Source organism: Halomonas sp. Cn5-12, from assembly GCF_021532545.1.
In the GTDB taxonomy this organism is placed as follows: domain Bacteria; phylum Pseudomonadota; class Gammaproteobacteria; order Pseudomonadales; family Halomonadaceae; genus Vreelandella; species Vreelandella aquamarina.
Genome location: NZ_JAKGAY010000041.1, coordinates 1 through 24491 on the forward strand (window position 1 = coordinate 1; position 24491 = coordinate 24491).

Below are 24491 nucleotides of genomic sequence, written 5' to 3' on the forward strand. Positions count from 1 at the left end.
TCACGGCTTGGAGAGTAGAATTGCTCATGGCGTATCCGTCCTATGTTGGTTGTGATCTGGCGAGATCAATCAACAGGATACGCCACCCTCTCTACTGCCCTCCATACACAAGAACTGAGCTTAACTCCTCCAGCACGCACTGGTGGGCCAATCAGTGGCGGCTGATCTTGTCGGGCTTCGCTTATACGCTGTTCGAGCGGTTACGGACTTATCTGAAGCACACGCCCTTCGCGCGCATGAGTCCGAGCAACCTGAGGCTCAAGCTCATCAAAGTAGGCGCGGTCATCATCCGCAATACGCGTCGAATCCGAGTACTCATGAGTGACAGCTACCCCTATAAAACGGCGCTATCCGATCTCGTCAGGCGGTTGGTTCCTAACTGACTGCTCGGGCGCCCCCGGCCCGACGCAATGGGGGGAAGGGGGAAGTGTGTCTGAACGCCGGAAAGTGGTTAAAAAGTAGCCGATGTAAGTCGAGCCAGTAGGTGTTTAGCGGTGTTACAGCCTGAGTGCGGTACTGGCTGAGGTACTATGAGAAATCCAGGCTAAATGGTTTTGCTAACTGAGCTATTGCATCATCTCATGCGCTTGAAGATGATTTTTATATCAAGTGGTATATCAATAAACCAATACAGCTATAAATACTTAATGACACTGGTTCGAAGAAAACCTCTAGCACTCAAGAGAGCGCTAGAGGCTAATCTGTTAAAGGGCCTTAACTAACTCCCCGTATTCGCCACCCACACGCAAGACAATGATCACATCGTTGTCATTGCGGTTACGGAAGAACCAGCCATGGTTGCCAGTGAAAGCGGCTTCTAGCTCACCTTCATCTTCGGGCACGCCACGGCCTTTTTCGTAGCTAATGGAGTTCCCATTGCCATCACCGTGTGTGTCAAAGTTGACAGGGCCACCTTCGGATACCCAGGCAAAGGTAGCAACCGCCCCTTCTTGCATGGTGAGTTTGTACTCCGTGCCTTCTCCTGGCGTCAGGGTAAAGCTCACCTCATCGCTCCACGGGGACGCTTCTTCCGCTTGCGCCGTCTGTGAAGCAGCTTCCTCCGTCGCTAATGCCTCCGCCAGTGCCATGCTGGCATCGGTCATCACCCTGTCAGAATCTTCGAGTGAAGGTGCTACGGGATCACTCGCTGAGGCAGAATTGGCTGTTTGGGGAGCTATCTCTGCCTCGGACGTCGCAGTCTGAGCATCAGCATCGTTTACCGGCGCAGACTGGCGATCACTGACGATTCCTTGAGATGCCGAGGGTTGAGACGCCTGTTGGGCCATGGCTTGATCGTTGGCTTGGTCGAGTTCGGCTTCCTCAGCCAACTGGGTCTTGATTTCGCCCATCTCAGTCAGCCCCAACAAGCGCCCAGCACCGGTGGGGTCAATGGCATACTCGGCAGGTAACACGACGGTGATCAGCAAAGCGACAGCAATAACGGCGGCCATCAGCGTAGAGCGAAGTAACTTACCCGTTGACGGTAGTTCGGCACGGGTTGGAAGATCAGTGTTATACATTAGGGACTCCCTCAATTAGGCAATGAAATAGCCGGTGAGTTGATAACCCACCAGTATAAAACCAGCACACATCATGGCGACGTTGGCGGTATACGCGTGGCGTAAGAAGCCCGTCGTGCGTCGCCAGAAGCCCATCACAATGAGAATGGCGCTCAACGCTAGTAGCTGGCCGATCTCGACGCCTACGTTGAATGCCAGGAGATTAGGGACGAGACCATCAGGCGAGATATCGTATTCAATGATCTTGCTCGACAGGCCAAAGCCGTGAAACAGACCGAACACCAGTGTGGCGACCTTGGTGTTGGGCTGAAAGCCGAACCAGCGCTGATACGCCCCGATGTTATCGAGCGCCTTGTAGACAACGGAGAGTCCGATGATGGCGTCAATTAGGTAGCTATTGATGCCGATATTGAAGTACACCCCTAACAGCATCGTCGTCGAGTGACCGATGGCAAAGAGGCTGACGTAAATGGCGATATGCTGCATTCGGTAGAGGAAGAAGATGACCCCTAGCAAAAACAGGATGTGGTCATACCCCGTCACCATGTGCTTGGCACCGAGATAGATGAACGAGATCAGGTGAACGCCATAGATCTCCTGGATATACCCTTTGTCGCCTTCAGCAACGGCGTGGGCAAGGGCTTCACCAGTGGCTCCCAGGAGCATCACTAGGAGTGTGAGAAGGGGCAGCGCGTGGCGTCGGATCATAGCAGACAAGCCGAACGCACCCCCTAGTTGGGATGGAAACATAAAACCTCCACGGGTCTGTCATTAAAGTTGGCCGTCAGGGGGACGGCCCCAATCATCCAGTGATGACTGGCCGTGGCGGACGCTCCAAGCGGTAGACGCGACGCAGCGGAAGACCGCTGCGTTCGCCTAGCCGCAGGGCGTCGCGGAAGTTCGGCTCGACGGCAATGCCCGTCCCAGGCCGATCCGCTTTTTCGTGAAAGTGACTGCCACTCTCATTATGGAGGTGGCGACTATCTTCGTGCTCGTGGCCATGGGTATGCCCATGGCCCTTCTGCACATTCTCATGGAGAGACAACTCAACGCTAACCATGCTCGCCGCCCCATGCGCACGCGCCTCACCCACACTGGTGATTACCAGGCTAGGCAGGAACAGCAACAGAAAGGTCAGATAGCCAAGGCGGTGGCGCAGCCGATTGAGCATGTAGAGCAACCAGGATAAAAGTAAAAATCATAAAAATAGATAACCGTCTGCCTTGAACCATAGCGTTGGCAGAATAACGGCGATAGATTACCATCCCCTCCGGGGGGATAGGAATATAATAAGGGAAAAGAAAATGACAATGCATACTCACCAGTCACATCCCGATATCGTCAAGCGCCTGAACCGCGCTCGGGGGCACCTTTCGAGTGTGACCCAGATGGTAGAGGATGGACGCCACTGTCTGGACATCGCTCAACAACTCCATGCGGTAGAAAAAGCCATTCAGCAAGCTAAACGCACCTTAGTGCTGGATCACATCGACCACTGCCTAGACGAAGCCCTGGGTACTCAGAATCAAACGCAACGGGCACGGGCTGAAGAGTTCAAGACGATTGCACGCTACCTGTAAGCGCTTTTAGGCACCCCTCATTTGAGGAAGTTCTATGCTCGATGTACTCGCCCACCGCGTCTACCGCCATCTCTTTCTAGCGCAGGTCATTGCACTGATCGGCACTGGCCTGACCACGGTTGCTCTGGCGTTGCTGGCTCACGATCTTGCTGAAGGTCAGGCGGGCGTCGTGCTAGGCACGGCGCTGGCGATCAAGATGGTCGCTTACGTGGGCATTGCCCCTTTGGTCGGCGCTTATGCATCACGCCTGCCTCGGCGCACCTTATTGGTTAGCCTGGACTTGCTGCGTGCAGCCGTGGTTTGCGCACTGCCTTTTGTTACCGAAGTGTGGCAGATCTATGTGCTGATCTTTCTGCTCAATGCTTGTTCAGCTGGCTTTACGCCCGTTTTCCAGGCGATGATCCCTGACATTCTCGAAGACGAAGAGCAGTACACACGAGCATTGTCCCTGTCGCGTCTCGCCTATGATTTAGAGAACCTTCTTAGCCCGATGGCGGCGGCGGCATTGCTGATGGTGATGGGTTTTGATGTCCTGTTTGTAATCAATGCTCTGGCCTTCGTTATCTCTGCCGCCCTGGTTATATCGGTGATCCTGCCTGCGTCTCTTGCCCTAGAGGAAGCCCCTAGCGTCTGGCGTCGTGTTACCCGCGGCATGCGGATTTATCTGAAGACGCCCCGGTTGCGCGGGCTACTGGCGTTGAACCTGGCTGTTTCAGCCGCCGGGGCCATGCAGATCGTCAACACGGTGGTACTCGTACGCTCGGTGTTGAATTTGGGCGAGAAAGAAGTCGCACTGGCCTTTGCCGCCGCAGGCGGGGGCTCCATGCTAATAGCCTTACTGCTGCCCAAGGTGCTGGATCGGATGCCCGAGCGGCCAGTCATGCTGCTGGGTGGCGTTATGATGGCACTCAGCCTCTACCTGGGCTGGCTGGGCCCATCGTTTGCGGGGCTTGTCGGGCTATGGTTACTGCTGGGCGCTGGGGCCTCGTTGGTCATGACCCCCACCGGGCGCCTGCTCAAACGTTCATGCCAGCCGGAGGAGCGTCCAGCGCTGTTTGCTGCCCAGTTCTCGTTGTCACACAGCTGTTGGCTAGTCACCTATCCGTTGGCAGGCTGGCTGGGAGTGAACCTGGGACTGACGGGTACGTTCGCTTTGCTGGGAACGGTGGCCCTGGCGGCAACGGGGCTCGCGGCCCTTATCTGGCACGCACATGACCCGATGGCTCTTGAGCACGAGCACGCTGCCCAAAGTCACACCCACCTGCACTACCACGATGAACATCATCAGCACGAACATGAGGGATGGGAGGGGCCGGAACCTCATCGCCATTCCCACCATCATTCCCCAGGCTCACATGGGCACGTCTTTGTTATCGATGACCACCATTCCCATTGGCCATCGTAAAACGAGTAAGGACGCGGGCTTGGGAAATAAACGTGGGATGCGAACTGCCAATCTTACTAACGCGGGTATACAACATGCTCACCTTTTATTAAGGCGTAATATTAATAGGAGGTTTTTGCGCAAAGTAAGCTTTAACAGGCTTGCTAGTGTGGCAATGTGTAGGTGTAAAGAAAACGACGCAATCTTATTTTTAGCTTACCGTAACGAATCGACCCGTAACGCACTAGCAAAGTAAATCCTAAGTTTAATACAGCGCTTTCGTTTTAGTAATGTATGACTTGAATGCGCCTGCTGTACTACAAGAGTCCGTTAGAACGGCGTGCAGACAGCAGGCGAGCTTTTATCACCCTACTAAAGGGTCATAAATGGCTCATCTTCCTGGCCTGTAAACGTGTACACATTGTAAGGGCTTTCTTGTGGCCCCGGCATACCCGGTGTGCCAATGGGCATACCCGCCAAACCGATACCGTCAATATCGGGTTGTTCCTCAAACAGCGCCTGCACGGCTTCCATTGGAACGTGGCCTTCGATCCAATACTCGCCCATCTCAATGGTATGGCATGAACCCAGGCCATAGGGCACGCCTGCCTGCTGCTTAATATCACCCAGCTCTACATCGTCAATAATCGTCACTTCTACGCCGAGCTCTTCAAGATGGCGTGCATAAGCGTCACAGCAGCCGCACTGGGGGTTTTGGTAAAGCGTGGCTTCATCCGGCAATGCGGCCTGAGCCGAGGCGGCTCCTAGGGCCAAAACACTAGATAAAACCGTAGCGGTAAATCGCTTCATGAGCGGTCTCCTTGAGGTGCGTGGCTAAACAAGTACTTGACTAACGAGGCGATACCCAGCCCTATCAACAGTAAAAAAGTGAGCGGCATTAACCAACCAAACCAACTCATGGAGCTCATAAAAGCAAAACAATCTGCGTTCATCATGGTTAGTCTCCTAACAAGTCAGTAAGTAATAACGCTGTAAGCATACAACCTTGGGGTTACCCTAAGGTCAAGCCTTGCAACCTTGCGGACAACGAAAGGTTGCTACAGATCATATTTTGCCCGCTGGGTTCAGGCTCGTTTCAGGTTAACACCGTATAAAAAACGGGTGACAATCACCCCTGAGGGAAATAACCATGCGCAAAACCACTTTAACAACGTCTTTGTTTGCCCTTTCAGTAAGTCTGGTAACCAGCGCCGCATGGGCTGCGCCCGGCCACGGCGGTGGTGACAATAACCTAACCAAGGCTCAACCGAATCAGTTTTAGCGCCTCCGCGATGAAGTAACAATATCCATTCAACCCTGAAAAACATAAGGATACGGTATGCAAAAGAAGAAGAGTTCGCTCCCTATCATTCACGCTTCCTTAGCAACGCTGTTGCTGTCGCTAGCAATCCCGGCACTGGCCCATGAAGGCCTCGCAAACACTTTACCGAGGGATGGCGTCACCATTCAGGATTCCCCAGCAGAGATTGGCATCGAGTTTGGTGGCATGATGCGCATCACCCAGTTTGAAGTGACAGGCCCAAACGGCCCCGTTCCTCTTGATGGTCAGCCAGGCAGTGAACAGGTCGATCGCTACTTCGTAAAGCCCAGTGACACTCTTTCGGCTGGGGACTACCAGGTGCACTGGCGTGGCCTATCGGATGACGGGCACATGATGTCCGACGGTTTTAACTTCTCGGTCGAGCCCTGACCCGTGGCCTGGTGGTTCTCCGTAAATAGCCTCGACGTCTGGACCGTCGCGATGATTCTCGTGGCGGCTGGGGTTTACCTTAGTGCCCTAGTCGCGACGGGGGCCGTGTTGTTTCGTCTAGCGTTTCCCCGACTCCCTGATCACGACCGGAGGCGCGTCGCCCGCATGGGCGTCTTTGCTGCCTGGGCGGGGGTCATTCTGATTCTGTTCCAGTGGCCTTTAGAAGCTGGTTACCTTGGGGGCGGCAATATATCTGCTGCAACCAACCCAATGCTGCTCGGAATCGTGTTTGAGGGTGCGTCCGGGGGCCGGCTAATGCTGGCGGTAGCTGGCTTGCTGCTGGTTCAGGCGATTCAGCTTAATAACTTAGCGCTCTCGAAAACAGCCAACAGCGTGAGCCTAGTAGGCGTTTTATTGGTGATGCTGGCATTCGTGCAGGTGGGGCATACAGTAAACACCCCACGCCTCGTTCTGGCTGGCTTGCTGATCGTTCACCTGATGGCGGCAGCATTTTGGGTGGCCTCGCTTTGGCCGCTGTTCCATTTAGTAGGACGGGGTCACAACCAGGACAATACCGCCCACATTCTGACCCGTTTCGGGAAAATCGCCATGGGCGGAGTCGGCTTGTTGGTACTCGCGGGCGTCACGTTGGCCACGCTGCTAACAGGCGGTCTCACGCCACTGCTCACCACGGCATATGGACAGTTCTTGATCGGCAAGGTATTGATTGTGGCGGCGCTACTGTTATTTGCTGCCGCGAACAAGTGGCGGCTTGTGCCGGCCTTTGAGAGCGGCGACGCAACAGCCCCAGGACGGTTACAGAGAAGTATTGCACTGGAGATGGTGCTGGTCGTGGTTATCCTGCTGATCACGGCGGTGCTGACAAGGGTGACATCACCGAATGGGTGACTAACAGGTCAACCACCTTGTTGAGCCGTTCCAGAGCTCGAAATTAACGGTCTCCTTCTTATGGGCCTTACGCTGAGGTTTAGGCGGAGGCTGCCATAGGCAATTGCACCAACAAGACGAAAAGTCATTGCTGCAGCGTTGACTCTAATCAGGGGGGGGGCAGGATCCATCATCATGTTAGAAATGCTTTTGGGTAGCAGGCCATATTTTTACGTTAGGCTCAGGCTCGTTTCAGGTTAACGCCGTATAAAGAACAAGTGACAATAACCTCTGAGGTAAATGACCATGCGCAACATCTCCTTAACAACGTCTTTGTTTGCCCTTTCACTCAGTTTGATAACGAGTGCGGCATGGGCTTCGCCCGGCCAAGGCAGTGGTGACAATGGCCTAACCGAGGCTGACGTTGACCGCACGATCAGCCTTGAGGCTGGCGATATGTGGTTCGACCCTGAAGAGCTAGAACTGGCGGCTGGGGAGGTGGTTAAATTTGAAATCACCAACACCGGCAATTTAGAGCATGAATTTGTGATTGGTAGCAAAGAAGCCCAAGAAGAACATCGCCAGATGATGCTAAACATGGCCAATGGCGGAGGCCATGACATGTCGAATATGGCACACGGTGAAGGCCACGATATGTCCAATATGTCAAACGGCGATGGTCACGATATGGCCAGCATGGACATGGCAGGTGTCACCATTGCGCCTGGTGAAACCGGGACTTTATTATGGAGTGTCCCTGACAATGTTAACGAGCTAGAGTATGCCTGTAACATTCCTGGTCATTATGAATCCGGCATGTACGGCAATTTTTCTCTCTAATCTGACGTATATCCATGAAACTGTTGCTACTTGAAGATGATGACTTGCTAGCGGAAAGCTTGGCAGAGAGTCTCAAAGACAACGGTTACCTGGTTGATTTGGCCGCTTCCTTGAAAGCGGCCAAGTCGCTGATGGCAACCGAGCATTATGAACTGGCGATCTTAGATGTCGGTTTGCCCGACGGCTCAGGGCTGGATCTGCTCGCCCAGTGGCGCAGGCAAAAACGCGACACGCCTATTTTGATCCTGACGGCCCGCGATACCTGGGAAGATAAAGTTATCGGACTTGAAACCGGAGCCGATGACTATCTCACCAAGCCTTTCCACGAAGCCGAACTTATGGCTCGCCTGAAGGCCTTGCTACGCAGGCAGTCTGGTCAGTTATCTCAAGTGATCACGCTTAACGGCATTTCGTTGGATGAAGCGGGTCAACGAGTGTGCTTAGAAGGTGAAACGTGGCGTTCGCTCACAGCGACCGAGTTTCGGTTACTGCGCTACTTAATGCTGCATCCTGATCGCATTCACTCGAAAGAGCAGCTACTAGAGCAGCTCTATGCATTGGATCAGGATGCCGCCGCGCCTAACTTGGTGGAAGTCTACATCGCTCGTCTGCGCCGTTATCTCGGTAAATCAGTCATTCAAACGCGACGTGGTCAGGGGTATTTCTTTGCTTCACATTGATAGACGCAGTTTACGCATTCGGCTACTCGCATGGTTAGGCGGCGTCGCGCTACTGGTGGTGGTCACCACGTGGCTATTGCACGGGATCTTTTTACAGAGCCTGGCAAGGGATTTTTTAGGTGAACGCTTACAACGTGAAGCAAACCACGCGGTCGCGCAGCTAGAGCAAGACCAAACGGCTGTACCGACTGCGCTCGACTCGGTTAGCCAAGGCTATCAAGTCTTTCATCATCTCTACGTACTCCGTTTCAATGGCTTAGTCAGCGCTTCTGACCCGCAATGGCAGCAACAGCTGGCTCCGTTGCTAGATGAGAGCGGCGATGCCCTAATAGATGTGAATCGCGGAACACAGCACATGCTCGTCTATCGCCGCCATTTTGAGTGGCAGGGCACGCAGGGTGTGCTATTGGTGGGCGAGGATTTTTCCCAAGTAGAAGCAGGGCTTGCAACTTTGCACTGGTGGGTTGGTGGGATCGCCGCCGTGCTTTTAGGGATGCTCATCATGCTCAACATGCTAGCGGTTAACCGTGGACTCATACCACTCTGGCAACTGCGCCAACAACTTGAAGCATTGCGATCAGGCAAACGTGATCGCTTGTCATTAGTAGCCCCTTCGGAGCTAGATGAATTAGTCGACCAGTTGAACTGGTTCATGGACGACATTGATCTTCGTCTGAAGCGCTCGCGAGAATCGGTCGCCAACCTATCACACGCATTAAAAACCCCGCTGGCAGCAATTACCCAAGTACTGCGCGGCAATCGGCCCATTGATGAAAACCGACGGCATAAACTGCTCAGTCGTATTGAAGATATTAACGCTCAGTTAGCTGCAGAGCTGCGTCGTTCGCGTATTGCAGGGCCTAACGCGGGTCGAATGGCGAACGTCACGCGAGATAGTTCACGGCTCATCGAGATGTTCCGTAGTCTTTACCCTGAGCGCATTTTCAACCTTACCCACTCGGCACACGAGAAAGACCAAGTGCCTATTGAGGCTCACGACTTTTCTGAAATATTAGGCATCGTGCTCGATAACGCTGGCAAATGGTCGAATAGGTGCATTAATTGCGATATTGCCGTCTCCACTACCACACTCACGCTCACCACTGATGATGACGGTTTCGGCGTTGCAGAAGAAGATCTTTCGCGCTTGGGAGAGCGTGGCACACGATTGGATGAACGCCGTCCCGGCTACGGCTTAGGCCTGTCGATTCTTGCGCAGTTAATTGCCCGCTACTCAGGGCACTCGCGCTTTGAGCGTAGTCCACTGGGTGGACTGCGCGTTACGGTTACGTTGCCTCTTGCAGTTGAAGTGATTAATTAATCACTATTCAGCTTTGATTCAGCTTCTTCCATCAAGATGGTGCCATTCATCATTGATGGGAGTTACACATGGCACGCTCAAGTATCATTTCTCACCCTCTTTCTCGTCGGCAAGTGTTAAAAGGAGGCGCTGCCTTAGGCTTAGGTTCTGCTGCGGCAATGGGGTTAACTCCCGCCTGGGCAAACCCCTGGGGCCGTACCAACGTCTATGCTCAGGGCGTTGAAGAAGGGCCCGAGGTATCGCTGGCGATCCGCCGTGAATCGTTGCCTATTGACGGACAAGAAGCCCAACCAATTACCATTAACGGTACCAGTCCTGCCCCGCTGATTCGTTTGAAAGAAGGTCAAGACGCAGTACTGCGTGTCACCAACCTGCTGGACGAGCCCACCTCCATCCACTGGCATGGTCTCATTCTACCGCCGGAAATGGATGGTGTGCCTGGCGTTAGCTTTGCAGGTATCGCCCCTGGTGAAACCTTTACCTACCGTTTTCCCGTCCGTCAGAACGGTACCTACTGGTACCACAGCCACTCCGGCTTGCAGGAACAGCTCGGCCACGCCGGGCCGTTGATAATTGACGCCGCCGAGCGCGAACCCATCCGCTATGACCGTGAGCATGTGCTACTGCTCACCGACTGGACCTTTGAAGACCCCATGTCGGTATTTCGTAATCTGAAAACCATGGAAGGCTATTACAACTTCCAAGAGCGCACGATTGCTGATTTTTTCGCCGATGTTCGCGAAAAGGGTTTCTCACAAACTGCCGAGATGCGCGGTATGTGGGCCAAAATGCGCATGAGTTCTCGGGATATTGCCGATGTGACCGGCAGTACTTATACCTACCTGCTTAACGGTCACTCCCCCCAAGAAAACTGGAATGCGCTGTTCAAGGCTGGTGAGCGGGTGCGGCTACGCGTGATTAACGGCTCAGCCATGTCTTACTTCGATGTCCGTATACCCGGCCTGAAGATGACCGTGGTGGCCGCTGATGGCCAGCCAGTGCAACCTGTTCCCGTTGATGAGTTCCGTATTGGCGTGGCGGAAACGTACGATGTGCTTGTTTCACCAGAAGATGATCGAGCCTATACCATCTTCGCCGAAGCCATGGATCGGAGTGGCTACGCTCGCGCCACGCTAGCCCCGCGTGAAGGCATGCAGGCGGAGATTCCCAAGCGCCGCCAAATTGCCGACCGCGGCATGGAAGCCATGGGTGCCCACGGTATGGGCGGTATGGATCACTCCAACATGGCGGGGATGGATCACTCTGGCATGTCCAACATGTCGGGGATGGATCACTCTGGCATGTCCAACATGTCGGGGATGGATCACTCTGGCATGTCCAACATGTCGGGGATGGATCATTCCAGCATGGCTGGGATGGATCACTCCGGTATGTCCAACATGCAAGGCATGGATCACTCTACTATGGGAGGCATGGCAGCCGAGCAGGCCAAAATAGGCGCAAACGGTTTGCTTCTCGCTGGTGAAGCCCAGCCCGGCTCTCGCTACGACCAGGCGGGCATCGGCATCGACCCCGACGAACGACGCATATTAGTCTACCGGGATCTCAAAGCGATCACACCATGGCCTGATCGCCGTGAGCCAGGCCGTGAGCTTGAGCTGCACCTGACCGGCAATATGGAGCGTTATATATGGTCGTTCGACGGTAAGAAGTTTAGCGAAGTGACGGGCCCTATTCATTTTGTGAAAGACGAGCGGCTGCGCCTAATTCTGATTAACGACACCATGATGGAGCATCCTATCCACCTCCACGGCATGTGGATGGAGCTGGAAAACGGCCAGGGTGAATTGATTCCGCGCAAACACACCCTAAATGTGAAGCCCGGTGAGCGCGTATCTGCGTTGATCACCGCAGATGCAGAGGGCAGTTGGGCGTTCCACTGCCACCTTCTCTATCACATGGATGCCGGCATGTTCCGCGTTGTTCAGGTTTCTTAAGGAGGCAGTATGAAAACCAAGCACTACTTAACCCTCGCCAGCGCCGCCCTCGGCATGGCCGCCGCCACGACTGCTCAAGCCGAAGACGGCTATGACGCCCCGGCCGGCTGGCCGTCACCGGTCGTGGAGTACCCGATGACCACGGTACGGGTCGATCGCTTGGAATATGCTTCGCCCGACAAGGGGGGGGATGCCTTGGTCTGGGATTTCCAGGCCTGGTATGGCGGTGATTTCAATCGCCTATACGTGGAAGGCGAAGGCCAAAACGTCCAGGGCGATGGCGAAGATGCAGAATTCGAGTCCCTCAACCTGCTTTATAGTCGTTTGATTGCCGACTTCTGGGAACTTCAGGGCGGCATCGGTTATCAGGGCGGTATCGCTACGAATGACTATCCCGAACGCTATTTCGGCGTCATCAGCCTATTGGGGCTCGCCCCCTATCGCTTCGAGACCGATCTCGACTTGATGATAAGCGATGAAGGCGATATCTCCGCCAGCCTGGAAAGCGAGTACGATCTGCGCCTGACGCAGCGGCTCTACCTACAGCCGCGTACCGAAATTGCCGTAGCTGCCAGCGAAGTTAAGGAGTTTGGTGTGGGTAAGGGCCTTAACTCAGTGCGTGTCGGCATGCGCCTGGGCTACGAAGTGACCAGACGCTTTGCGCCTTACGTGGGCGCTTACTGGGAAAAAGAGTATGGCGATACCGCTGACCTTTCTCGTGCTGGCGGGAATAATACCGAAGATACCGGCGTGGTGGCAGGCGTCAGGTTAATATTTTAAATCGTTAAGCACTCTATAACTTGCGCCACCGAAAGGTGGCGTTTTTTTTGCTAATAAACCACTAAATTCAGCTTCAATTCATACTCTAAGGTTATTGTTAAATTGTAAATAACCAGCGGAGTAAACCACCATGAAAATTAAAGCAATTGTTTTTAGTGCAGTAGTAGCAAGTATCCTCTCTACACCTGTATTAGCGAGCTTAGGCAATACAACACAGAATCTTCCCTTACTAGAAAGAGGCGTATCTTCTACACAGATGCTTGCCCAGGGGCATCCTAAGCGTTTCAATATTAACATTGAACAAGCGACTACACTGAAAGTAGTGAGTGAGCACTTTCCAGGATTTACCAGCACTGGCAACCGCATTTCAGCTGTTCTTTATAATGAGGCGGGACAGAAGGTAGCAGAAGCTTCCAGCCCACGGGGGCACTTCGAACTTGTTCGTCAGCTGCAACCGGGTAATTATCAGCTTGAGGTAACAGGAAGATCAAGTGGAGGCAGTGATGATAACCGTTATTATGAACTACATGTCGCCTATTGATATCCTTTAGTCTTGACATGAATTAAGAAGGTCAGCCATGAGCTGACCTTTTTTATGAAAAACTAGTATCTCGGCAAACAAATTCAGCTTTAATTCAGGAATTTTCGCTAACGAGCTATGGTGATTTCTGGTGTATGGAAGCAGGCTGAAGGGGTGGCGTATCCTGTTGGTTGATCACCGCCAAGATCACAACCAACAGAGGAATGATACGCCATGTCCAAGTCTAACCTGCACGCTCTTTCACAACCAGAGGTGGCCACCACCGACCCATTGCACGAGCTGATCCGTCAGGGTGCCCGTGACCTGATTGCCAAGGCGGTCGAGTCGGAGCTTCAGGGCTTGCTGAACCAGTATGCCGATGTTTCAACACCTGATGGGCGCCAAGCTGTGGTGCGCAACGGACACCTACCCAAGCGCACAATCCAGACAGGCGTTGGGGATGTTGACGTTCAGGTGCCCAAGGTCAGAGACCGCAGCGGCTCCGGCATTCGCTTTAACAGCCAGCTCCTGCCGCCGTACTTGAAGCGGGCTCGGAGTCTGGATGAGCTCATCCCTTGGCTCTACCTGCGAGGGGTCTCCTCTGGCGACTTTCAGGAGGCTCTGAACGCCTTGGTCGGTGAGCAGGCCAAGGGGTTGTCCGCCAATACGGTGACCCGGCTCAAGGCCCAGTGGCTGAAGGAGCACGAGGAGTGGTGTCACCGTGACCTGGGCCAGAAGCGCTACGTTTACTGGTGGGCGGACGGTGTCTACAGCAATGTCCGCCTGGATGACCGGCTCTGCCTGCTGGTGATCATTGGGGTCACTGAGCACGGCCACAAGGAGCTGGTGGCTGTTGAAGATGGCCACCGGGAGTCTGAAGCCAGCTGGCGTGAGCTGCTCACTGGCTTGCGGGAACGTGGCCTGGATCATGCGCCCAAGCTGGCCGTAGGCGACGGGGCTCTGGGCTTCTGGAAAGCGCTGAGCAAGGTGTTTCCGGAAACCCGGCACCAGCGGTGCTGGGTGCACAAGACCGCTAACGTACTGGACAAGCTGCCCAAGTCAGTACAACCGAAAGTGAAGTCAGCCTTGCACGAGATCTATCTGGCGGAGACCCGTGACAGCGCACACAAGGCCTTTGACAGCACGTTGAAGCGGTTTCAGGACAAGTACCCGAAGGCCATGGAAAACCTTGAGAAGGACCGGGACGAGCTGTTGGCCTTCTACGATTTCCCGGCCATTCACTGGATTCACTTGCGGACCACCAATCCGATTGAATCCACCTTCGCCACCGTGCGGTTAAGAACCAAGCAGAGCCGATCCTGCGGCTCTCGCGACACCACCTTATCGATGGTGTTCAAATTACTCCAATCCGCCCAAAAACGCTGGAAGCGGATCAAGGGGTTCGACCAACTGAAGCTGGTCGTGGACAACGTCCAGTTTCGGGATGGAGAGCAGGTGGATGATCAAACTGGCAGAGACGCCGCCTGATGGTCATACACCAGATTTGACAATAACTCTTCGCTAACTTTATAGTGCCGCAATCGGCGTAAAAACAAGACAATTCATAAAGAGGTGTCATCATGTGGAATAACAAGAAGATTCCCTTGGTCAGCATGACGGTTATGGCCTTGGCAATCGGCTCGACGTATGTTTCGGCCCTGGAAATCCAATCGGGAGAGACCACCGTGAGTCTTTATGGCTACGCCAGGCTGAACATGGCTTACAACTTCGATCGGGATGCCGGATCGGCAAACGAAGGTTACTTTGGAGAAGTCGAAAGGTCGGAAGGTAAGGTCGGTGATCAGTTTCAGATATCCGCCACCCAGAGCCGCATTGGCTTTCGAACCAGCACGCCTGTCGAGGGGAGCACGCTAGACACCGTTATCGAAGGGGACTTCTGGTCCTACAACGATGACAATACGCGCTTCAGACTACGGCATGCCTATGGGTCCTGGAATGGCATCCTTGCCGGGCAGACCTGGTCGAATTACAACACCTTCGTCGCCGCCACGCCCACACTGGATTTCTTTAGCACGGCGGGAAGCTATGGTGGCTATGGTACGCGCCTTGCCCAGTTGCGCTACACCATTGGAGGATTCTCGATAGCTGCGGAAGATCCAAAAGCACAGCTGGCGGAGAACATCGATGGTTCCTTACCTGAAGACGCCTCCTTGCCAGATAATGACGATGCCGTATCATCGATGCCCGCGTTGAGCCTGCGCTATGAAGATAGTATGGGTGACTTTTCCTACTCAATCGCCGGCATCGCCCGGCAGCTGAAGTACGATACCGGCAGCGAGAAGGATACGGAAATGGGCTATGGGGCCTTCGCCGCAGGTGCCTACCATGCCGGACCGGTGACCTTGAGAGCGATCGTGAACGCCAGCGAGGGGGCGAACAGTTACCTCTATCTGTCTGGCGATTACTTCAACGGTGCCGATGCCTACGTCGATACCAACGGTAAGCTGCAAACGCTATCTGGCGATAGCGGAGCCCTTGGTCTTTCTTATCAAATATCACCACACTATTCACTGAACGCGTCCCATGGCTATACCGATGTCAAATTGGGCGACCCTACCGTAGGTGGGAATGCAGGTAGAAAGAACAAGAATACATTTCTTAATCTGATGTGGACTCCCAACGAACGCTTGATGTACGGAATTGAGTACGGCTATTTCGAAACGGAGTTGGCCGATGGCCGTGAAGAAGATGCGAGCCGTATGATGGTGGCTGCCCAGTATAGTTTCTAGGGTGAGTTAGTAGCATAGCAGAGAAGCTGTTTTGATCGATTGCTTGGGCGTATGCCCAAGCTTTTTTATGGTTCTTCGTCACTTCATGTGGGGCCTGATCGAACAGGCGACCCACAATACCACTGTCACTAAACTGAATAAGAAAGATCAGTCGCGTCGGGAACACTTCCCGGCGGGTGACCTTCTTATTGTTCTGGTGCTCAGCCTGAGCAAACGAGATCTGTTTCATCGAGAACTCTGGCGGGTAGTGGAAAACTGTATTTTGCCCTGCCGGTGGCACTTAGGCAGCAACGGTCGTATTTATGCAGTGCTTCCTTAAAAGAGGCTCGCAGTAGGCTTGCTTCTACTAGAGTTTATTTCAAAATAATTACCTCAATAATTTGAAAGCCTGAGTTAAAGCAAATGAATTTCTCCATAGAAGTTCACGTCGAGCCGGAGCGCTTGCCCCGGCTGGTTTGAAGCTTAGCTGGCCATTGCGGCACATTCTTCAGCGCAGCGATGACAAGCTTGAGCACACTCTTGACAATGGGTTGCATCATGTTTTGCACACTCATCACCACACTTTTTACAAATGTCGGCACATAGACGGCAGATCTCGTGCGCAAACTCGCTTTCTTGTGCCATGAATGAAGCGGCTAACCGGCAAATTTGAGCACATTGCATTTTAAGGCGAATACATTCCGCCATCATTTTTACGTCGTCTTCTTTTAGGCACTCAGTTGCACACTTGTCACAATACGCTGCACATACGTGACAAGCTTCAATGCAATTCTCATATTTTCCAAAATTCATCTCGATTCTCCATTTATTAAATCAGATTTTATTCACCATAGCTCTTGCTTGGCATAATAAAGCTAGAACAACCTAAAAGAAAAATCAAGGAAAGGTAATCAGGTAACTACTCACGAAATATAAAGATAAACCAGGTAGCTGTGCGTTACTTGCCATGATTTTTATTATTCAGCTAGGATTCAGGAAGGCCTACTATAATAAATGTTTTTTTCAAAAAATACTGCAGCATTCGCTGCGCCTGGAAGTTAGCTCGCCACGAAGCCCCTAATTAAAGTAAGTAGGTGAGAAAACTAAATTAATAATGAGAGGAATCAAGTTCTAAGCTTTATAAAAATAATCTCCTTTTAGGAGACTAGCTCAGCCTAATAAGCTTCCTAAGGAGTCAGTATGAAAATTAATCTCTACTTCTCTGACGGCCTGGCTACCCCAGGGTCGCCAGGGAGGGAAAAAGGTCGACCATGATACTGGAAAGCCGCGTCATGGTACCCGAGACGATGGCGATGCCCATCAGGATCACAACCGTGCCCGCCACGGGGCGAGCATAGGCGCTCCACCTTCCTAGGCTTTGCCGATGCAGAGCGAATCGGTTAATCAGTAAAGTGCTGGCAAGAAAAGGTAGCGCCAGTCCTGCCGAGTAGGCACTGAGATATATCATTCCAGCCTGGGCACTAGCAGCATTGGACGTGGCCATCAAGATGGCGCCCAGGATGGGGCCGATACAGGGCGTCCAGCCGATGGCAAAAGATACCCCGAACACAGTAGCCGAAAGCGGAGAGCCACCCTGGACATTGGGGGTGAACTGAAAGGTACGCTGGAAAAGCGGCAATCGGAACACGCCGGTCATGAAGAGGCCCAGCACGATCACCGCCGAGCCGGCAACCCAGTTGAATTCTTGGCGATACCCTCGCATCAGTTGCCCGATACTACTGGCGCCGAGCCCGAGTAGGATGAACACGATGCTGAAGCCGAAGACGAAGAAGGCACTGAGGGTCAATGCCTCTAACCGCCTGTCGGCTTTACCGGCACTACCGCCTGTGACCACCGACAGGTAGGCCGGTAACAGGGGCAGCGTGCAGGGCGAGAAGAAGGAGACCAATCCGCCGATAAAGGCGCCGACCAAGCCGATGGAAGAGAGAGATTCCAATGTGTTATCGCAACTTAAGTTATGGAGACGGCCAACAAGGGTATTGATACCAATCCCATGGTGCTACCTCCTATCATATCCATTTTAACGCCGTAAGAATTTTAAGGCTTACAGCTGCTTTAAGGTCAACCTTTATTGACAAATTATTTGTCTCCTATCGAATTGCAAATATTACACATCAAGCTTGACCTTAAAGTTGACTTCAAAGTTATGGTGGCTACTCAATGAATGACATGAGGACATTTCCATGGCGCTACAACTGGGCGAGACAGCACCAAACTTCACGATCGAATCCACGCAAGGCACGGTCAACTTTCACCAATGGCTTGACGACAGCTGGGCGGTGCTGTTCTCGCACCCCGCTGATTTTACGCCAGTATGCACCACAGAACTGGGCGCGTTTGCCAAGCGAAAGAACGAATTCACCCAGCGGGGTGCCAAACTGGTTGGGGTTTCGGTGGATCCCCTCAGCTCTCACCACGACTGGGCGGGGGATATTGAACAGACTCAGGGCACGGCCCTGAACTACCCCTTGCTGGCTGACGAAGATCAGGTGGTAGCGAAGCTTTATGGAATGATCCATCCCAAAGCCGACCCCAAACTGACGGTGCGTACGGTCTTCATCATCGATTCTGACAAGAAAATTCGTCTCACTTTGACGTATCCACCCAGCACAGGACGTAATGTCGACGAGATACTGCGGGTTCTCGATTCGCTTCAGCTAACTGACAAGCACAAAGTGGCCACCCCCGTTGACTGGCAAAATGGTGACGATGTCATCATCTCGCCATCGCTATCGAATGATGACGCTAGGCAACACTTTCCCGAAGGCTGGAACACCAAGACGCCCTACCTTAGGGTCGTGCGCCAACCGGAGCAATAGGAGCCCCGACCGGTAGATTCGTTGAGTCAGGCTGCCAGAAGCTTGGATTAATAATGTCGTGAGGTAACGCTATGCAAACACTAAGTATCGGCGAGCTTGCCGAACGAAGCGGGGTCGCTAGCCAGGCGATTCGATTCTACGAAAAAGAGAGACTTATGCCTCCTCCGAGGAGGACCGATGCCAACTATCGGCGTTACCCACTGGAAGCTGTGGATCGGTTGCAGTTTATCGTCCATGCCAAGCAGTGGGGCTTCACGCTGCAAGAGATTCGGGAGCTGCTAATGCTTCAGGATGCTAATGGCGACCGGGCGCAAGCTAAACGCATCGCCGGGGAGAAGCTGCACAAGGTGCGCGAGCAGATCAAGCACCTCACGCGGATTGAAGCCGTATTATCGAAAACATTGAGTGAGTGTGCAGGCGAAGGGCCTATGCAGGAAGGCTGCCCGATTGTTGAAGCTATCGCTGAGCAGACTGAATGATCGGGCATTTTCTCGATAGCGAACATGGGAATCAAGTTTGCCTACCGGGTCGTCGATAAATTAACAGGGAGATCGTCATTATGGCGCAATACGTCGATATCGAGATTCGTGGTATGTCCTGTGCTTCCTGTGTTGGGCGTGTGGAGCGCGCACTCAGCCAGCAGCCAGGCGTGATCAACGCTCAAGTGAACCTCGCCGCACAGAAGGCGGCTATCCAGGTCGAAGCAGGTACCGCGACCACTAGCCTACTCAACGCCATTGAAACGGCGGGCTATCAGCCGGTGGTGGAAAGTCTCGACATTCCCATCACCGGCATGAGTTGCGGATCGTGTGTCTCTCGGATAGAGCGAACGCTAACGAAGCTGCCCGGCATGGTGGAAGTAAGTGTCAACCTCGCCACCCAAAAAGCCTTCGTTCGTTTCCTGCCGGGAGCCGTTTCGTTACCGCGTATTCAGCATGCCATCCGCGAAGCAGGCTATGAACCACAGGATACCGATACGCCGCCACCAACGGACAGCGAGGACCGGGAGAGAGCCGAGCTTCGCCGCCGAGTCGTGCTCGCGGCAATATTTACGATTCCGGTGGTCATCATCGCCATGGGGAAAATGATTCCCGCCTTTGACACGCTTTTGACGAGTCTAATGCCGCATCGCGGCTGGATGGGCGTTGAGTGGTTATTGGCCACACCGGTGCAGTTCTATGCTGGTGCACGCTTCTATCGCGTCGGCTTCGCCGAACTCCGGCATTTTAATCCGGGCATGAACAGCCTCGTTATGATCGGATCGAGCGCTGCCTATTTCTATTCGGTCGCCGCCCTGCTGGTGCCCGCGCTCTTCCCCGTCGGAACCGCCGTGAGCTATTTCGAAGCGGCGGCGGTGATCGTGACGTTAATTCTGCTCGGTCGCTATTTTGAACACATTGCCAAGGGCCGCACCTCCGAAGCTATCAAGAAGCTTCTGCAATTACAGGCGAAAACTGCCCGCGTCATCCGTGAGGATGAAACCGTCGAGCTGCCTATCGACGCCGTCGTCACGGGCGATCGTATTTTGGTTCGCCCAGGGGAGCGTGTTCCAGTCGATGGCATCGTTGAGGAGGGTCACTCCTACGTTGATGAGTCGATGATCAGCGGTGAGCCAGTGCCGGTCGTCAAACAGAGGGATTCCGAAGTCGTCGGTGGCACCATCAACAAGAACGGTGCACTTACCTTTCGGGCCACGCGAGTCGGTGCCGACACCGTGCTGTCGCAGATCGTCAAAATGGTGGAAACGGCCCAGGCGGAGAAGCCCCCCATCCAGCAGTTGGCCGACAAGGTTGCTGGTGTATTTGTTCCCGTGGTCATCGCTATCGCCGCGATTACCTTTGCACTCTGGTTCGCTTTCGGACCGTCGCCGTCTTTGTCCTTTGCCTTCGTCACTACCGTTAGTGTACTGCTAATTGCCTGCCCATGTGCGATGGGCCTGGCTACCCCAACGGCCATCATGGTCAGTACCGGGAAAGGGGCCGAGATGGGAGTGCTATTTCGCAAAGGGGCGGCGCTTGAGACGCTGGCCAAGATGAATACGGTGGTGCTGGACAAGACCGGCACTTTGACCCAGGGGCGCCCCGAACTGACCGACTTCGAAGCAATTAACGGTCATGAAAACGACGTGCTGCGACTGGTCGCGGCAGTGGAAGCTCAAAGCGAGCACCCCATCGCCGAAGCTATTGTACAGGGCGCCAAGGCCCGTGGGCTGGAATTACCCTCGGTCAGTCGCTTTAGTGCCGAGCCAGGCTACGGCATTGAAGCCGAGGTCGACGGCCACTTGGTACATGTGGGAGCTGATCGTTACATGCATCGGCTGGAAATCGAGCTCGGCCAGGCAGAAACACGCGCCAAGGTGTTTGCCGAGAACGCCAAGAGCCCGCTCTATGCCGCGGTAGACGGTCAGCTTGCTGCAGTCATCGCGGTGGCGGATCCCCTCAAGGAGGGCTCTGCCGACGCTATCGCAGCACTCAAAGCGCAAGGGCTGGAAGTGGCCATGCTCACCGGCGATAACCGTGCCACTGCCGATGCTATCGCCCGACAGGTTGGCATCCAGCAGGTTCTCGCTGAGGTGCTGCCCGACCAGAAAGCGGCAGAGATCCGGCGTCTCCAGGCGGAGGGCAAGCGTGTCGCTTTTGTGGGGGACGGGATCAACGATGCACCCGCTTTGGCCCAGGCCGACGTGGGCATTGCGATCGGCACTGGCACCGATATTGCCATCGAGTCCGGCGATGTGGTGCTGATGAGTGGCGATTTGCGAGGCATCGTCAATGCCACGGCGCTCTCCAAGCGTACCCACCGGACCATTATCGGCAATTTCGTTTGGGCCTATGGCTACAACGTAGCGTTGATCCCCGTGGCGGCGGGCGTGCTCTATCCGTTCATCGGCGTATTGCTCAGCCCCATGCTGGCGGCGGCTGCCATGAGTGTTTCCAGTGTCTTTGTACTGACTAACTCGTTGCGGCTACGCCGTTTCACGCCAGATCCCGGCAATGCCACACCACGTCCAAACGAGGCTGTTCATCGCGCCTAAACCAAACACCGTAGTGTTAAAGAGGAATTCAAAATGATGGGAAGTGATAGTTGCATGTGGGGTATGGCGGGGATGGGCCTAATAGCGATCTTGTTGATTATTGCACTGGGGCTTGGTGTTGCTGCGCTTATCAAGTACCTGTTTTTTTAATAAGAAGCACTAAAACCAGCCAGTAAATGTGATCGACCTAATCCCTTGGAAAAACAGTAATTGATAAAGAGAGCATTCATGAGGCATATCCTACATTCTACTTATTACCTAGCCGCTGCAGGTCTGTTAGGTCTTATTACGTTGCCTGCGTTGGCGCAGGAAGCAGGAACCGATGCCAATGAGAGTCATCAGGCCGGCATTGCCGCTAATACTGAGTCTCCCTTGCCCAAGACGATTACCGTGTTGGTGGATCAAGGGTTCACATTCCATGGCATCTTCGAAGCGCCTGACGACCTCCAAGGCTATGCCTTGTCTTATGATAATGAGCCTATGGCGGCTTATATTTCTTCCTCTTCCGACTATGCCGTCATTGGTACGTTAATCGACCCCCAGGGCAATGCCGTCATGGAAAGCCAGCTTCAGGCTCTGGTGCTGGAACCCATGCGGGAAGCTACCTGGAGTGCGTTTGAAAACACACGTTTTATCTCGGAGGGGAATGATGATGCATCGCATATTGTTTACACACTAACAGACCCCAACTGCCCCTACTGCAACGCACTCTGGAAGAATTCACGTCCGCTAATCGAGCAAGGCGTGCTACAGCTTCGCCACGTGCTGGTCGGCGTGCTATCAGAGGACAGCCTTCGCAAAGCTGCTGCAATCCTTGAATTCCACGATCCGGTTAGCGCTCTCGAAACTCATGAATTGGAATTTCGCAATGGCGGCATAAGGCCGGTGGAGCCGTCGGAGGAGAGCCAAGCGCTGCTCAGAAAGCATGCCCAGATCATGCGCGAGGCCGGTGCTACAGGGACGCCGACCAGCTACTACCGTGATGAAGCCGGGAAAGTACAGCGTATCAATGGTGCAGTGTCGACCGACCAGCTTCGCGAAATATTGGGTGTTGAATGATACTCCATCACGGTACAGGGCTGAGATGACATGTCTCCCTGCTCCCCACAACTGAGATGGACATGGCAACCAAGCTTAGTGTAAAGCAAAAGCTCTTTTTGGGGCTCTCTCTACTGATGGGCTTGGCGTCCCTCTATTGGATCCTGATGGAGACCGGCGCCTTGTCGGTCTTGACCGATAAGCAGGCCTTGCGTGAATGGGTTGATGGGTTGGGCGTCTGGGGGCCATTGGCCATCATCTTTATGATGATTACGGCCATTGTCATGAGCCCGATCCCCAGTGGTCCGATTGCCATGGTGGCCGGTGCGATCTACGGCCCAGTTTGGGGAACGGCCTATGTCGTTATCGGTGCCGAAGCCGGCGCTCTGCTCGCTTTCTGCATTGCTCGTTTGTTCGGCTATGAGGTAATGCAACGCTGGTCGCGTACGCGTCCCATCCTTAACTGGCTGGGGAAGGAACGCTCTCAAACCGGCTTGATGCTCATCGTTTTTGCATCCCGATTGGTGCCCTTCATTTCGTTTGATGCCATCAGCTACGCGGCAGGTATTACACCCCTGTCCTTCTGGCGCTTTTTGATCGCCACATTGGCCGGCGTAATCCCCACGGCGTATCTGATCGTCAAGTTCGGCGAAGTGCTAATTACCGCCGACTCCCGTGGTCTCACGATCGCGCTGGTCCTCATCAGTGGCATCACATTGCTGCCGCTGCTGGCGAAACGCCTATGGGCTCGGAAGCCATGACCGATGCAACCTAGTGCTCCAAATCAACTTCCGTAAGCACTAACAATGCTCAGCAGGCACTTACCCGCTACTACCTGTGAGACGTATACGTGAAATCTCGGACATTGCTATTTTTACCCCTATTGGGCTTTTTTGGTTTGAGCTTTTTCTTTTATCAGGGCTTATCAATGGATCCTAGCGCCAGAGATTCCCCCTTGTTAGCTCAGCCGTTTCCGGCCTTCAACCTGACGACGCTGGAAGACCCCTCAAGGGTCGTTGATGAATCTCTTTTTAAAGATAAGGTGACATTGGTCAATGTTTGGGGAGAGTGGTGCCCCACTTGCAAGCATGAAATGCCGCAGTTATTGGACTTAGCCGCGCGAGGCGTCCGCTTGGTTGGCATCAACTACAAGGATACCCAGGCAAAGGGACTCGAGTTTCTTGACGAGTTCGGGAACCCTTTTGAAGTCAACATCTTTGATCCAGAGGGTAACCTAGGTTTTGAGCTAGGTGTGTATGGCGCCCCAGAAAGCTATCTGGTCGATACCGAAGGCACTATTCGTTACAAACATACAGGTTACATAACGTCTGAAGATGTTGAGCGAGTCATCCAAGAAGTCGAGAAGTGGAAACGATAAAACGGTTATGAAAACGCATTATTTTTTTATTAATGACTCCATCTGTAACGCTAAGTTAAGGAATGTATATGTTGCAATACCCTCAAATTGATCCGATCGCCATCGCCATAGGCCCTCTTCAGATCCACTGGTATGGCTTAATGTATGTCATCGGGCTAGTCGCGAGTTAAGCTCAGTTCTTGTGTATGGAGGGCAGTAGAGAGGGTGGCGTATCCTGTTGATTGATCTCGCCAGATCACAACCAACATAGGACGGATACGCCATGAGCAATTCTACTCTCCAAGCCGTGA

27 protein-coding genes and 1 pseudogene are annotated in these 24491 nt (G+C 53.6%); 21 read left to right on the forward strand and 7 right to left on the reverse strand.

Going from position 1 to position 24491, the window contains the following annotated elements; all coding sequences use genetic code 11:
• The coding region (locus L1249_RS15720; protein WP_235253722.1) for a transposase at positions 1 to 383 on the forward strand (383 nt) is incomplete at its 5' end.
• Positions 384 to 704: 321 nt separating this feature from the next.
• On the opposite strand, the gene L1249_RS15725 is transcribed toward L1249_RS15720, so the two are convergent.
• The 3 genes from L1249_RS15725 to L1249_RS15735 are packed head-to-tail and all read right to left on the reverse strand — an operon-like array spanning position 705 to position 2691.
• On the reverse strand, positions 705 to 1520 hold the full coding sequence (locus tag L1249_RS15725; protein WP_044630691.1) for a hypothetical protein: 816 nt from the start codon (positions 1518 to 1520) through the stop codon (positions 705 to 707).
• A 15-nt stretch (positions 1521 to 1535) separates the two neighbouring features.
• Positions 1536 to 2270, reverse strand: coding sequence for a HupE/UreJ family protein (locus L1249_RS15730; RefSeq protein ID WP_170968126.1), 735 nt, complete (start codon positions 2268 to 2270; stop codon positions 1536 to 1538).
• 52 nt (positions 2271 to 2322) lie between these two features.
• Complete coding sequence (locus L1249_RS15735) at positions 2323 to 2691, reverse strand: hypothetical protein (protein WP_172415936.1); 369 nt, start codon at positions 2689 to 2691, stop codon at positions 2323 to 2325.
• A gap of 133 nt (positions 2692 to 2824) precedes the next feature.
• On the opposite strand from L1249_RS15735, the gene L1249_RS15740 reads away from it, so the two are divergent.
• Positions 2825 to 3100, forward strand: a complete 276-nt coding sequence (locus tag L1249_RS15740) for a metal-sensing transcriptional repressor (RefSeq protein WP_008957440.1) — start codon at positions 2825 to 2827, stop codon at positions 3098 to 3100.
• 34 nt (positions 3101 to 3134) lie between these two features.
• Positions 3135 to 4505, forward strand: a complete 1371-nt coding sequence (locus L1249_RS15745) for an MFS transporter (protein ID WP_235253723.1) — start codon at positions 3135 to 3137, stop codon at positions 4503 to 4505.
• 351 nt (positions 4506 to 4856) lie between these two features.
• Here the strand turns inward: L1249_RS15745 and L1249_RS15750 are convergent, their stop codons facing one another.
• Together L1249_RS15750 and L1249_RS15755 are read right to left on the reverse strand one after the other, a co-directional pair.
• Positions 4857 to 5294, reverse strand: coding sequence for a DUF411 domain-containing protein (locus L1249_RS15750; RefSeq protein WP_062363487.1), 438 nt, complete (start codon positions 5292 to 5294; stop codon positions 4857 to 4859).
• Positions 5291 to 5440 carry a hypothetical protein gene (locus L1249_RS15755; RefSeq protein ID WP_167348110.1) on the reverse strand — a complete coding sequence of 50 codons (150 nt, stop codon included), beginning with the start codon at positions 5438 to 5440 and terminating at the stop codon, positions 5291 to 5293. Before L1249_RS15755 ends, L1249_RS15750 begins: the two co-directional genes overlap by 4 nt.
• A gap of 383 nt (positions 5441 to 5823) precedes the next feature.
• Here L1249_RS15755 and L1249_RS15760 point away from each other — a divergent pair, with 383 nt between their 5' ends.
• From L1249_RS15760 to L1249_RS15810, 11 genes are all read left to right on the forward strand, one after another.
• A complete protein-coding gene (locus L1249_RS15760; protein ID WP_235253724.1) occupies positions 5824 to 6195 on the forward strand; it encodes a copper resistance CopC family protein in 372 nt (123 codons plus the stop codon).
• 165 nt (positions 6196 to 6360) lie between these two features.
• Positions 6361 to 7104 carry a copper resistance D family protein gene (locus L1249_RS15765; RefSeq protein WP_235253725.1) on the forward strand — a complete coding sequence of 248 codons (744 nt, stop codon included), beginning with the start codon at positions 6361 to 6363 and terminating at the stop codon, positions 7102 to 7104.
• 285 nt (positions 7105 to 7389) lie between these two features.
• The gene (locus tag L1249_RS15770; RefSeq protein WP_062362926.1) at positions 7390 to 7923 is read left to right on the forward strand and encodes a cupredoxin domain-containing protein; all 534 of its coding nucleotides are present in this window, start codon (positions 7390 to 7392) and stop codon (positions 7921 to 7923) included.
• Positions 7924 to 7937: 14 nt separating this feature from the next.
• The gene (locus L1249_RS15775; protein ID WP_044630684.1) at positions 7938 to 8603 is read left to right on the forward strand and encodes a response regulator transcription factor; all 666 of its coding nucleotides are present in this window, start codon (positions 7938 to 7940) and stop codon (positions 8601 to 8603) included.
• A complete protein-coding gene (locus L1249_RS15780) occupies positions 8590 to 9924 on the forward strand; it encodes a sensor histidine kinase (RefSeq protein WP_228169084.1) in 1335 nt (444 codons plus the stop codon). Before L1249_RS15775 ends, L1249_RS15780 begins: the two co-directional genes overlap by 14 nt.
• A gap of 68 nt (positions 9925 to 9992) precedes the next feature.
• On the forward strand, positions 9993 to 11882 hold the full coding sequence (locus tag L1249_RS15785) for a copper resistance system multicopper oxidase (protein WP_235253726.1): 1890 nt from the start codon (positions 9993 to 9995) through the stop codon (positions 11880 to 11882).
• A 9-nt stretch (positions 11883 to 11891) separates the two neighbouring features.
• Entirely contained in the window at positions 11892 to 12662 is a 771-nt protein-coding gene (locus tag L1249_RS15790) for a copper resistance protein B (RefSeq protein WP_058577553.1), read from the forward strand.
• A gap of 130 nt (positions 12663 to 12792) precedes the next feature.
• Complete coding sequence (locus tag L1249_RS15795; RefSeq protein ID WP_137094702.1) at positions 12793 to 13203, forward strand: hypothetical protein; 411 nt, start codon at positions 12793 to 12795, stop codon at positions 13201 to 13203.
• A gap of 213 nt (positions 13204 to 13416) precedes the next feature.
• Positions 13417 to 14670, forward strand: a complete 1254-nt coding sequence (locus tag L1249_RS15800) for an IS256 family transposase (protein ID WP_062374709.1) — start codon at positions 13417 to 13419, stop codon at positions 14668 to 14670.
• A gap of 92 nt (positions 14671 to 14762) precedes the next feature.
• A complete protein-coding gene (locus L1249_RS15805) occupies positions 14763 to 15932 on the forward strand; it encodes a DcaP family trimeric outer membrane transporter (RefSeq protein WP_089675917.1) in 1170 nt (389 codons plus the stop codon).
• Between the two features lie 67 nt (positions 15933 to 15999).
• Complete coding sequence (locus tag L1249_RS15810) at positions 16000 to 16251, forward strand: hypothetical protein (protein ID WP_235253728.1); 252 nt, start codon at positions 16000 to 16002, stop codon at positions 16249 to 16251.
• A gap of 143 nt (positions 16252 to 16394) precedes the next feature.
• Here L1249_RS15810 and L1249_RS15815 read toward each other — a convergent pair whose 3' ends face one another.
• A complete protein-coding gene (locus L1249_RS15815) occupies positions 16395 to 16724 on the reverse strand; it encodes a four-helix bundle copper-binding protein (protein ID WP_074211541.1) in 330 nt (109 codons plus the stop codon).
• A gap of 421 nt (positions 16725 to 17145) precedes the next feature.
• Entirely contained in the window at positions 17146 to 17868 is a 723-nt protein-coding gene (locus L1249_RS15820; RefSeq protein ID WP_022522193.1) for a cytochrome c biogenesis CcdA family protein, read from the reverse strand.
• Between the two features lie 247 nt (positions 17869 to 18115).
• Here L1249_RS15820 and L1249_RS15825 point away from each other — a divergent pair, with 247 nt between their 5' ends.
• From L1249_RS15825 to L1249_RS15855, 7 genes and pseudogenes are all read left to right on the forward strand, one after another.
• Positions 18116 to 18751: a peroxiredoxin gene (locus tag L1249_RS15825; protein WP_008958491.1), complete on the forward strand. Its 636-nt coding sequence runs from the start codon at positions 18116 to 18118 to the stop codon at positions 18749 to 18751.
• 71 nt (positions 18752 to 18822) lie between these two features.
• On the forward strand, positions 18823 to 19230 hold the full coding sequence (locus tag L1249_RS15830; protein WP_044630734.1) for a heavy metal-responsive transcriptional regulator: 408 nt from the start codon (positions 18823 to 18825) through the stop codon (positions 19228 to 19230).
• 80 nt (positions 19231 to 19310) lie between these two features.
• Positions 19311 to 21785 (forward strand): heavy metal translocating P-type ATPase, encoded by a 2475-nt coding sequence (locus L1249_RS15835; protein WP_235253727.1) that lies wholly within the window; start codon positions 19311 to 19313, stop codon positions 21783 to 21785.
• Positions 21786 to 22013: 228 nt separating this feature from the next.
• Entirely contained in the window at positions 22014 to 22844 is an 831-nt protein-coding gene (gene dsbG, locus L1249_RS15840; RefSeq protein WP_137094695.1) for a thiol:disulfide interchange protein DsbG, read from the forward strand.
• A gap of 62 nt (positions 22845 to 22906) precedes the next feature.
• The gene (locus tag L1249_RS15845) at positions 22907 to 23584 is read left to right on the forward strand and encodes a TVP38/TMEM64 family protein (protein WP_044630736.1); all 678 of its coding nucleotides are present in this window, start codon (positions 22907 to 22909) and stop codon (positions 23582 to 23584) included.
• Positions 23585 to 23673: 89 nt separating this feature from the next.
• A complete protein-coding gene (locus L1249_RS15850; RefSeq protein WP_035586998.1) occupies positions 23674 to 24201 on the forward strand; it encodes a DsbE family thiol:disulfide interchange protein in 528 nt (175 codons plus the stop codon).
• 68 nt (positions 24202 to 24269) lie between these two features.
• Positions 24270 to 24368, forward strand: a pseudogene (locus L1249_RS15855) (prolipoprotein diacylglyceryl transferase family protein); the annotation flags it as partial.
• Between the last annotated feature and the right edge of the window lie 123 nt (positions 24369 to 24491).

Coding starts and splice junctions, on each gene's coding strand:
- L1249_RS15755 (WP_167348110.1), bottom strand. CDS start 5,440: ATGATGAACGCAGATTGTTTTGCTTTTATGAGCTCCATGAGTTGGTTT.
- L1249_RS15745 (WP_235253723.1), top strand. CDS start 3,135: ATGCTCGATGTACTCGCCCACCGCGTCTACCGCCATCTCTTTCTAGCG.
- L1249_RS15770 (WP_062362926.1), top strand. CDS start 7,390: ATGCGCAACATCTCCTTAACAACGTCTTTGTTTGCCCTTTCACTCAGT.
- dsbG (WP_137094695.1), top strand. CDS start 22,014: ATGAGGCATATCCTACATTCTACTTATTACCTAGCCGCTGCAGGTCTG.
- L1249_RS15735 (WP_172415936.1), bottom strand. CDS start 2,691: ATGCTCAATCGGCTGCGCCACCGCCTTGGCTATCTGACCTTTCTGTTG.
- L1249_RS15805 (WP_089675917.1), top strand. CDS start 14,763: ATGTGGAATAACAAGAAGATTCCCTTGGTCAGCATGACGGTTATGGCC.
- L1249_RS15815 (WP_074211541.1), bottom strand. CDS start 16,724: ATGAATTTTGGAAAATATGAGAATTGCATTGAAGCTTGTCACGTATGT.
- L1249_RS15800 (WP_062374709.1), top strand. CDS start 13,417: ATGTCCAAGTCTAACCTGCACGCTCTTTCACAACCAGAGGTGGCCACC.
- L1249_RS15845 (WP_044630736.1), top strand. CDS start 22,907: ATGGCAACCAAGCTTAGTGTAAAGCAAAAGCTCTTTTTGGGGCTCTCT.
- L1249_RS15790 (WP_058577553.1), top strand. CDS start 11,892: ATGAAAACCAAGCACTACTTAACCCTCGCCAGCGCCGCCCTCGGCATG.
- L1249_RS15760 (WP_235253724.1), top strand. CDS start 5,824: ATGCAAAAGAAGAAGAGTTCGCTCCCTATCATTCACGCTTCCTTAGCA.
- L1249_RS15835 (WP_235253727.1), top strand. CDS start 19,311: ATGGCGCAATACGTCGATATCGAGATTCGTGGTATGTCCTGTGCTTCC.
- L1249_RS15740 (WP_008957440.1), top strand. CDS start 2,825: ATGACAATGCATACTCACCAGTCACATCCCGATATCGTCAAGCGCCTG.
- L1249_RS15750 (WP_062363487.1), bottom strand. CDS start 5,294: ATGAAGCGATTTACCGCTACGGTTTTATCTAGTGTTTTGGCCCTAGGA.
- L1249_RS15765 (WP_235253725.1), top strand. CDS start 6,361: ATGGGCGTCTTTGCTGCCTGGGCGGGGGTCATTCTGATTCTGTTCCAG.
- L1249_RS15830 (WP_044630734.1), top strand. CDS start 18,823: ATGCAAACACTAAGTATCGGCGAGCTTGCCGAACGAAGCGGGGTCGCT.
- L1249_RS15785 (WP_235253726.1), top strand. CDS start 9,993: ATGGCACGCTCAAGTATCATTTCTCACCCTCTTTCTCGTCGGCAAGTG.
- L1249_RS15810 (WP_235253728.1), top strand. CDS start 16,000: ATGGTTCTTCGTCACTTCATGTGGGGCCTGATCGAACAGGCGACCCAC.
- L1249_RS15825 (WP_008958491.1), top strand. CDS start 18,116: ATGGCGCTACAACTGGGCGAGACAGCACCAAACTTCACGATCGAATCC.
- L1249_RS15730 (WP_170968126.1), bottom strand. CDS start 2,270: ATGTTTCCATCCCAACTAGGGGGTGCGTTCGGCTTGTCTGCTATGATC.
- L1249_RS15775 (WP_044630684.1), top strand. CDS start 7,938: ATGAAACTGTTGCTACTTGAAGATGATGACTTGCTAGCGGAAAGCTTG.
- L1249_RS15725 (WP_044630691.1), bottom strand. CDS start 1,520: ATGTATAACACTGATCTTCCAACCCGTGCCGAACTACCGTCAACGGGT.
- L1249_RS15795 (WP_137094702.1), top strand. CDS start 12,793: ATGAAAATTAAAGCAATTGTTTTTAGTGCAGTAGTAGCAAGTATCCTC.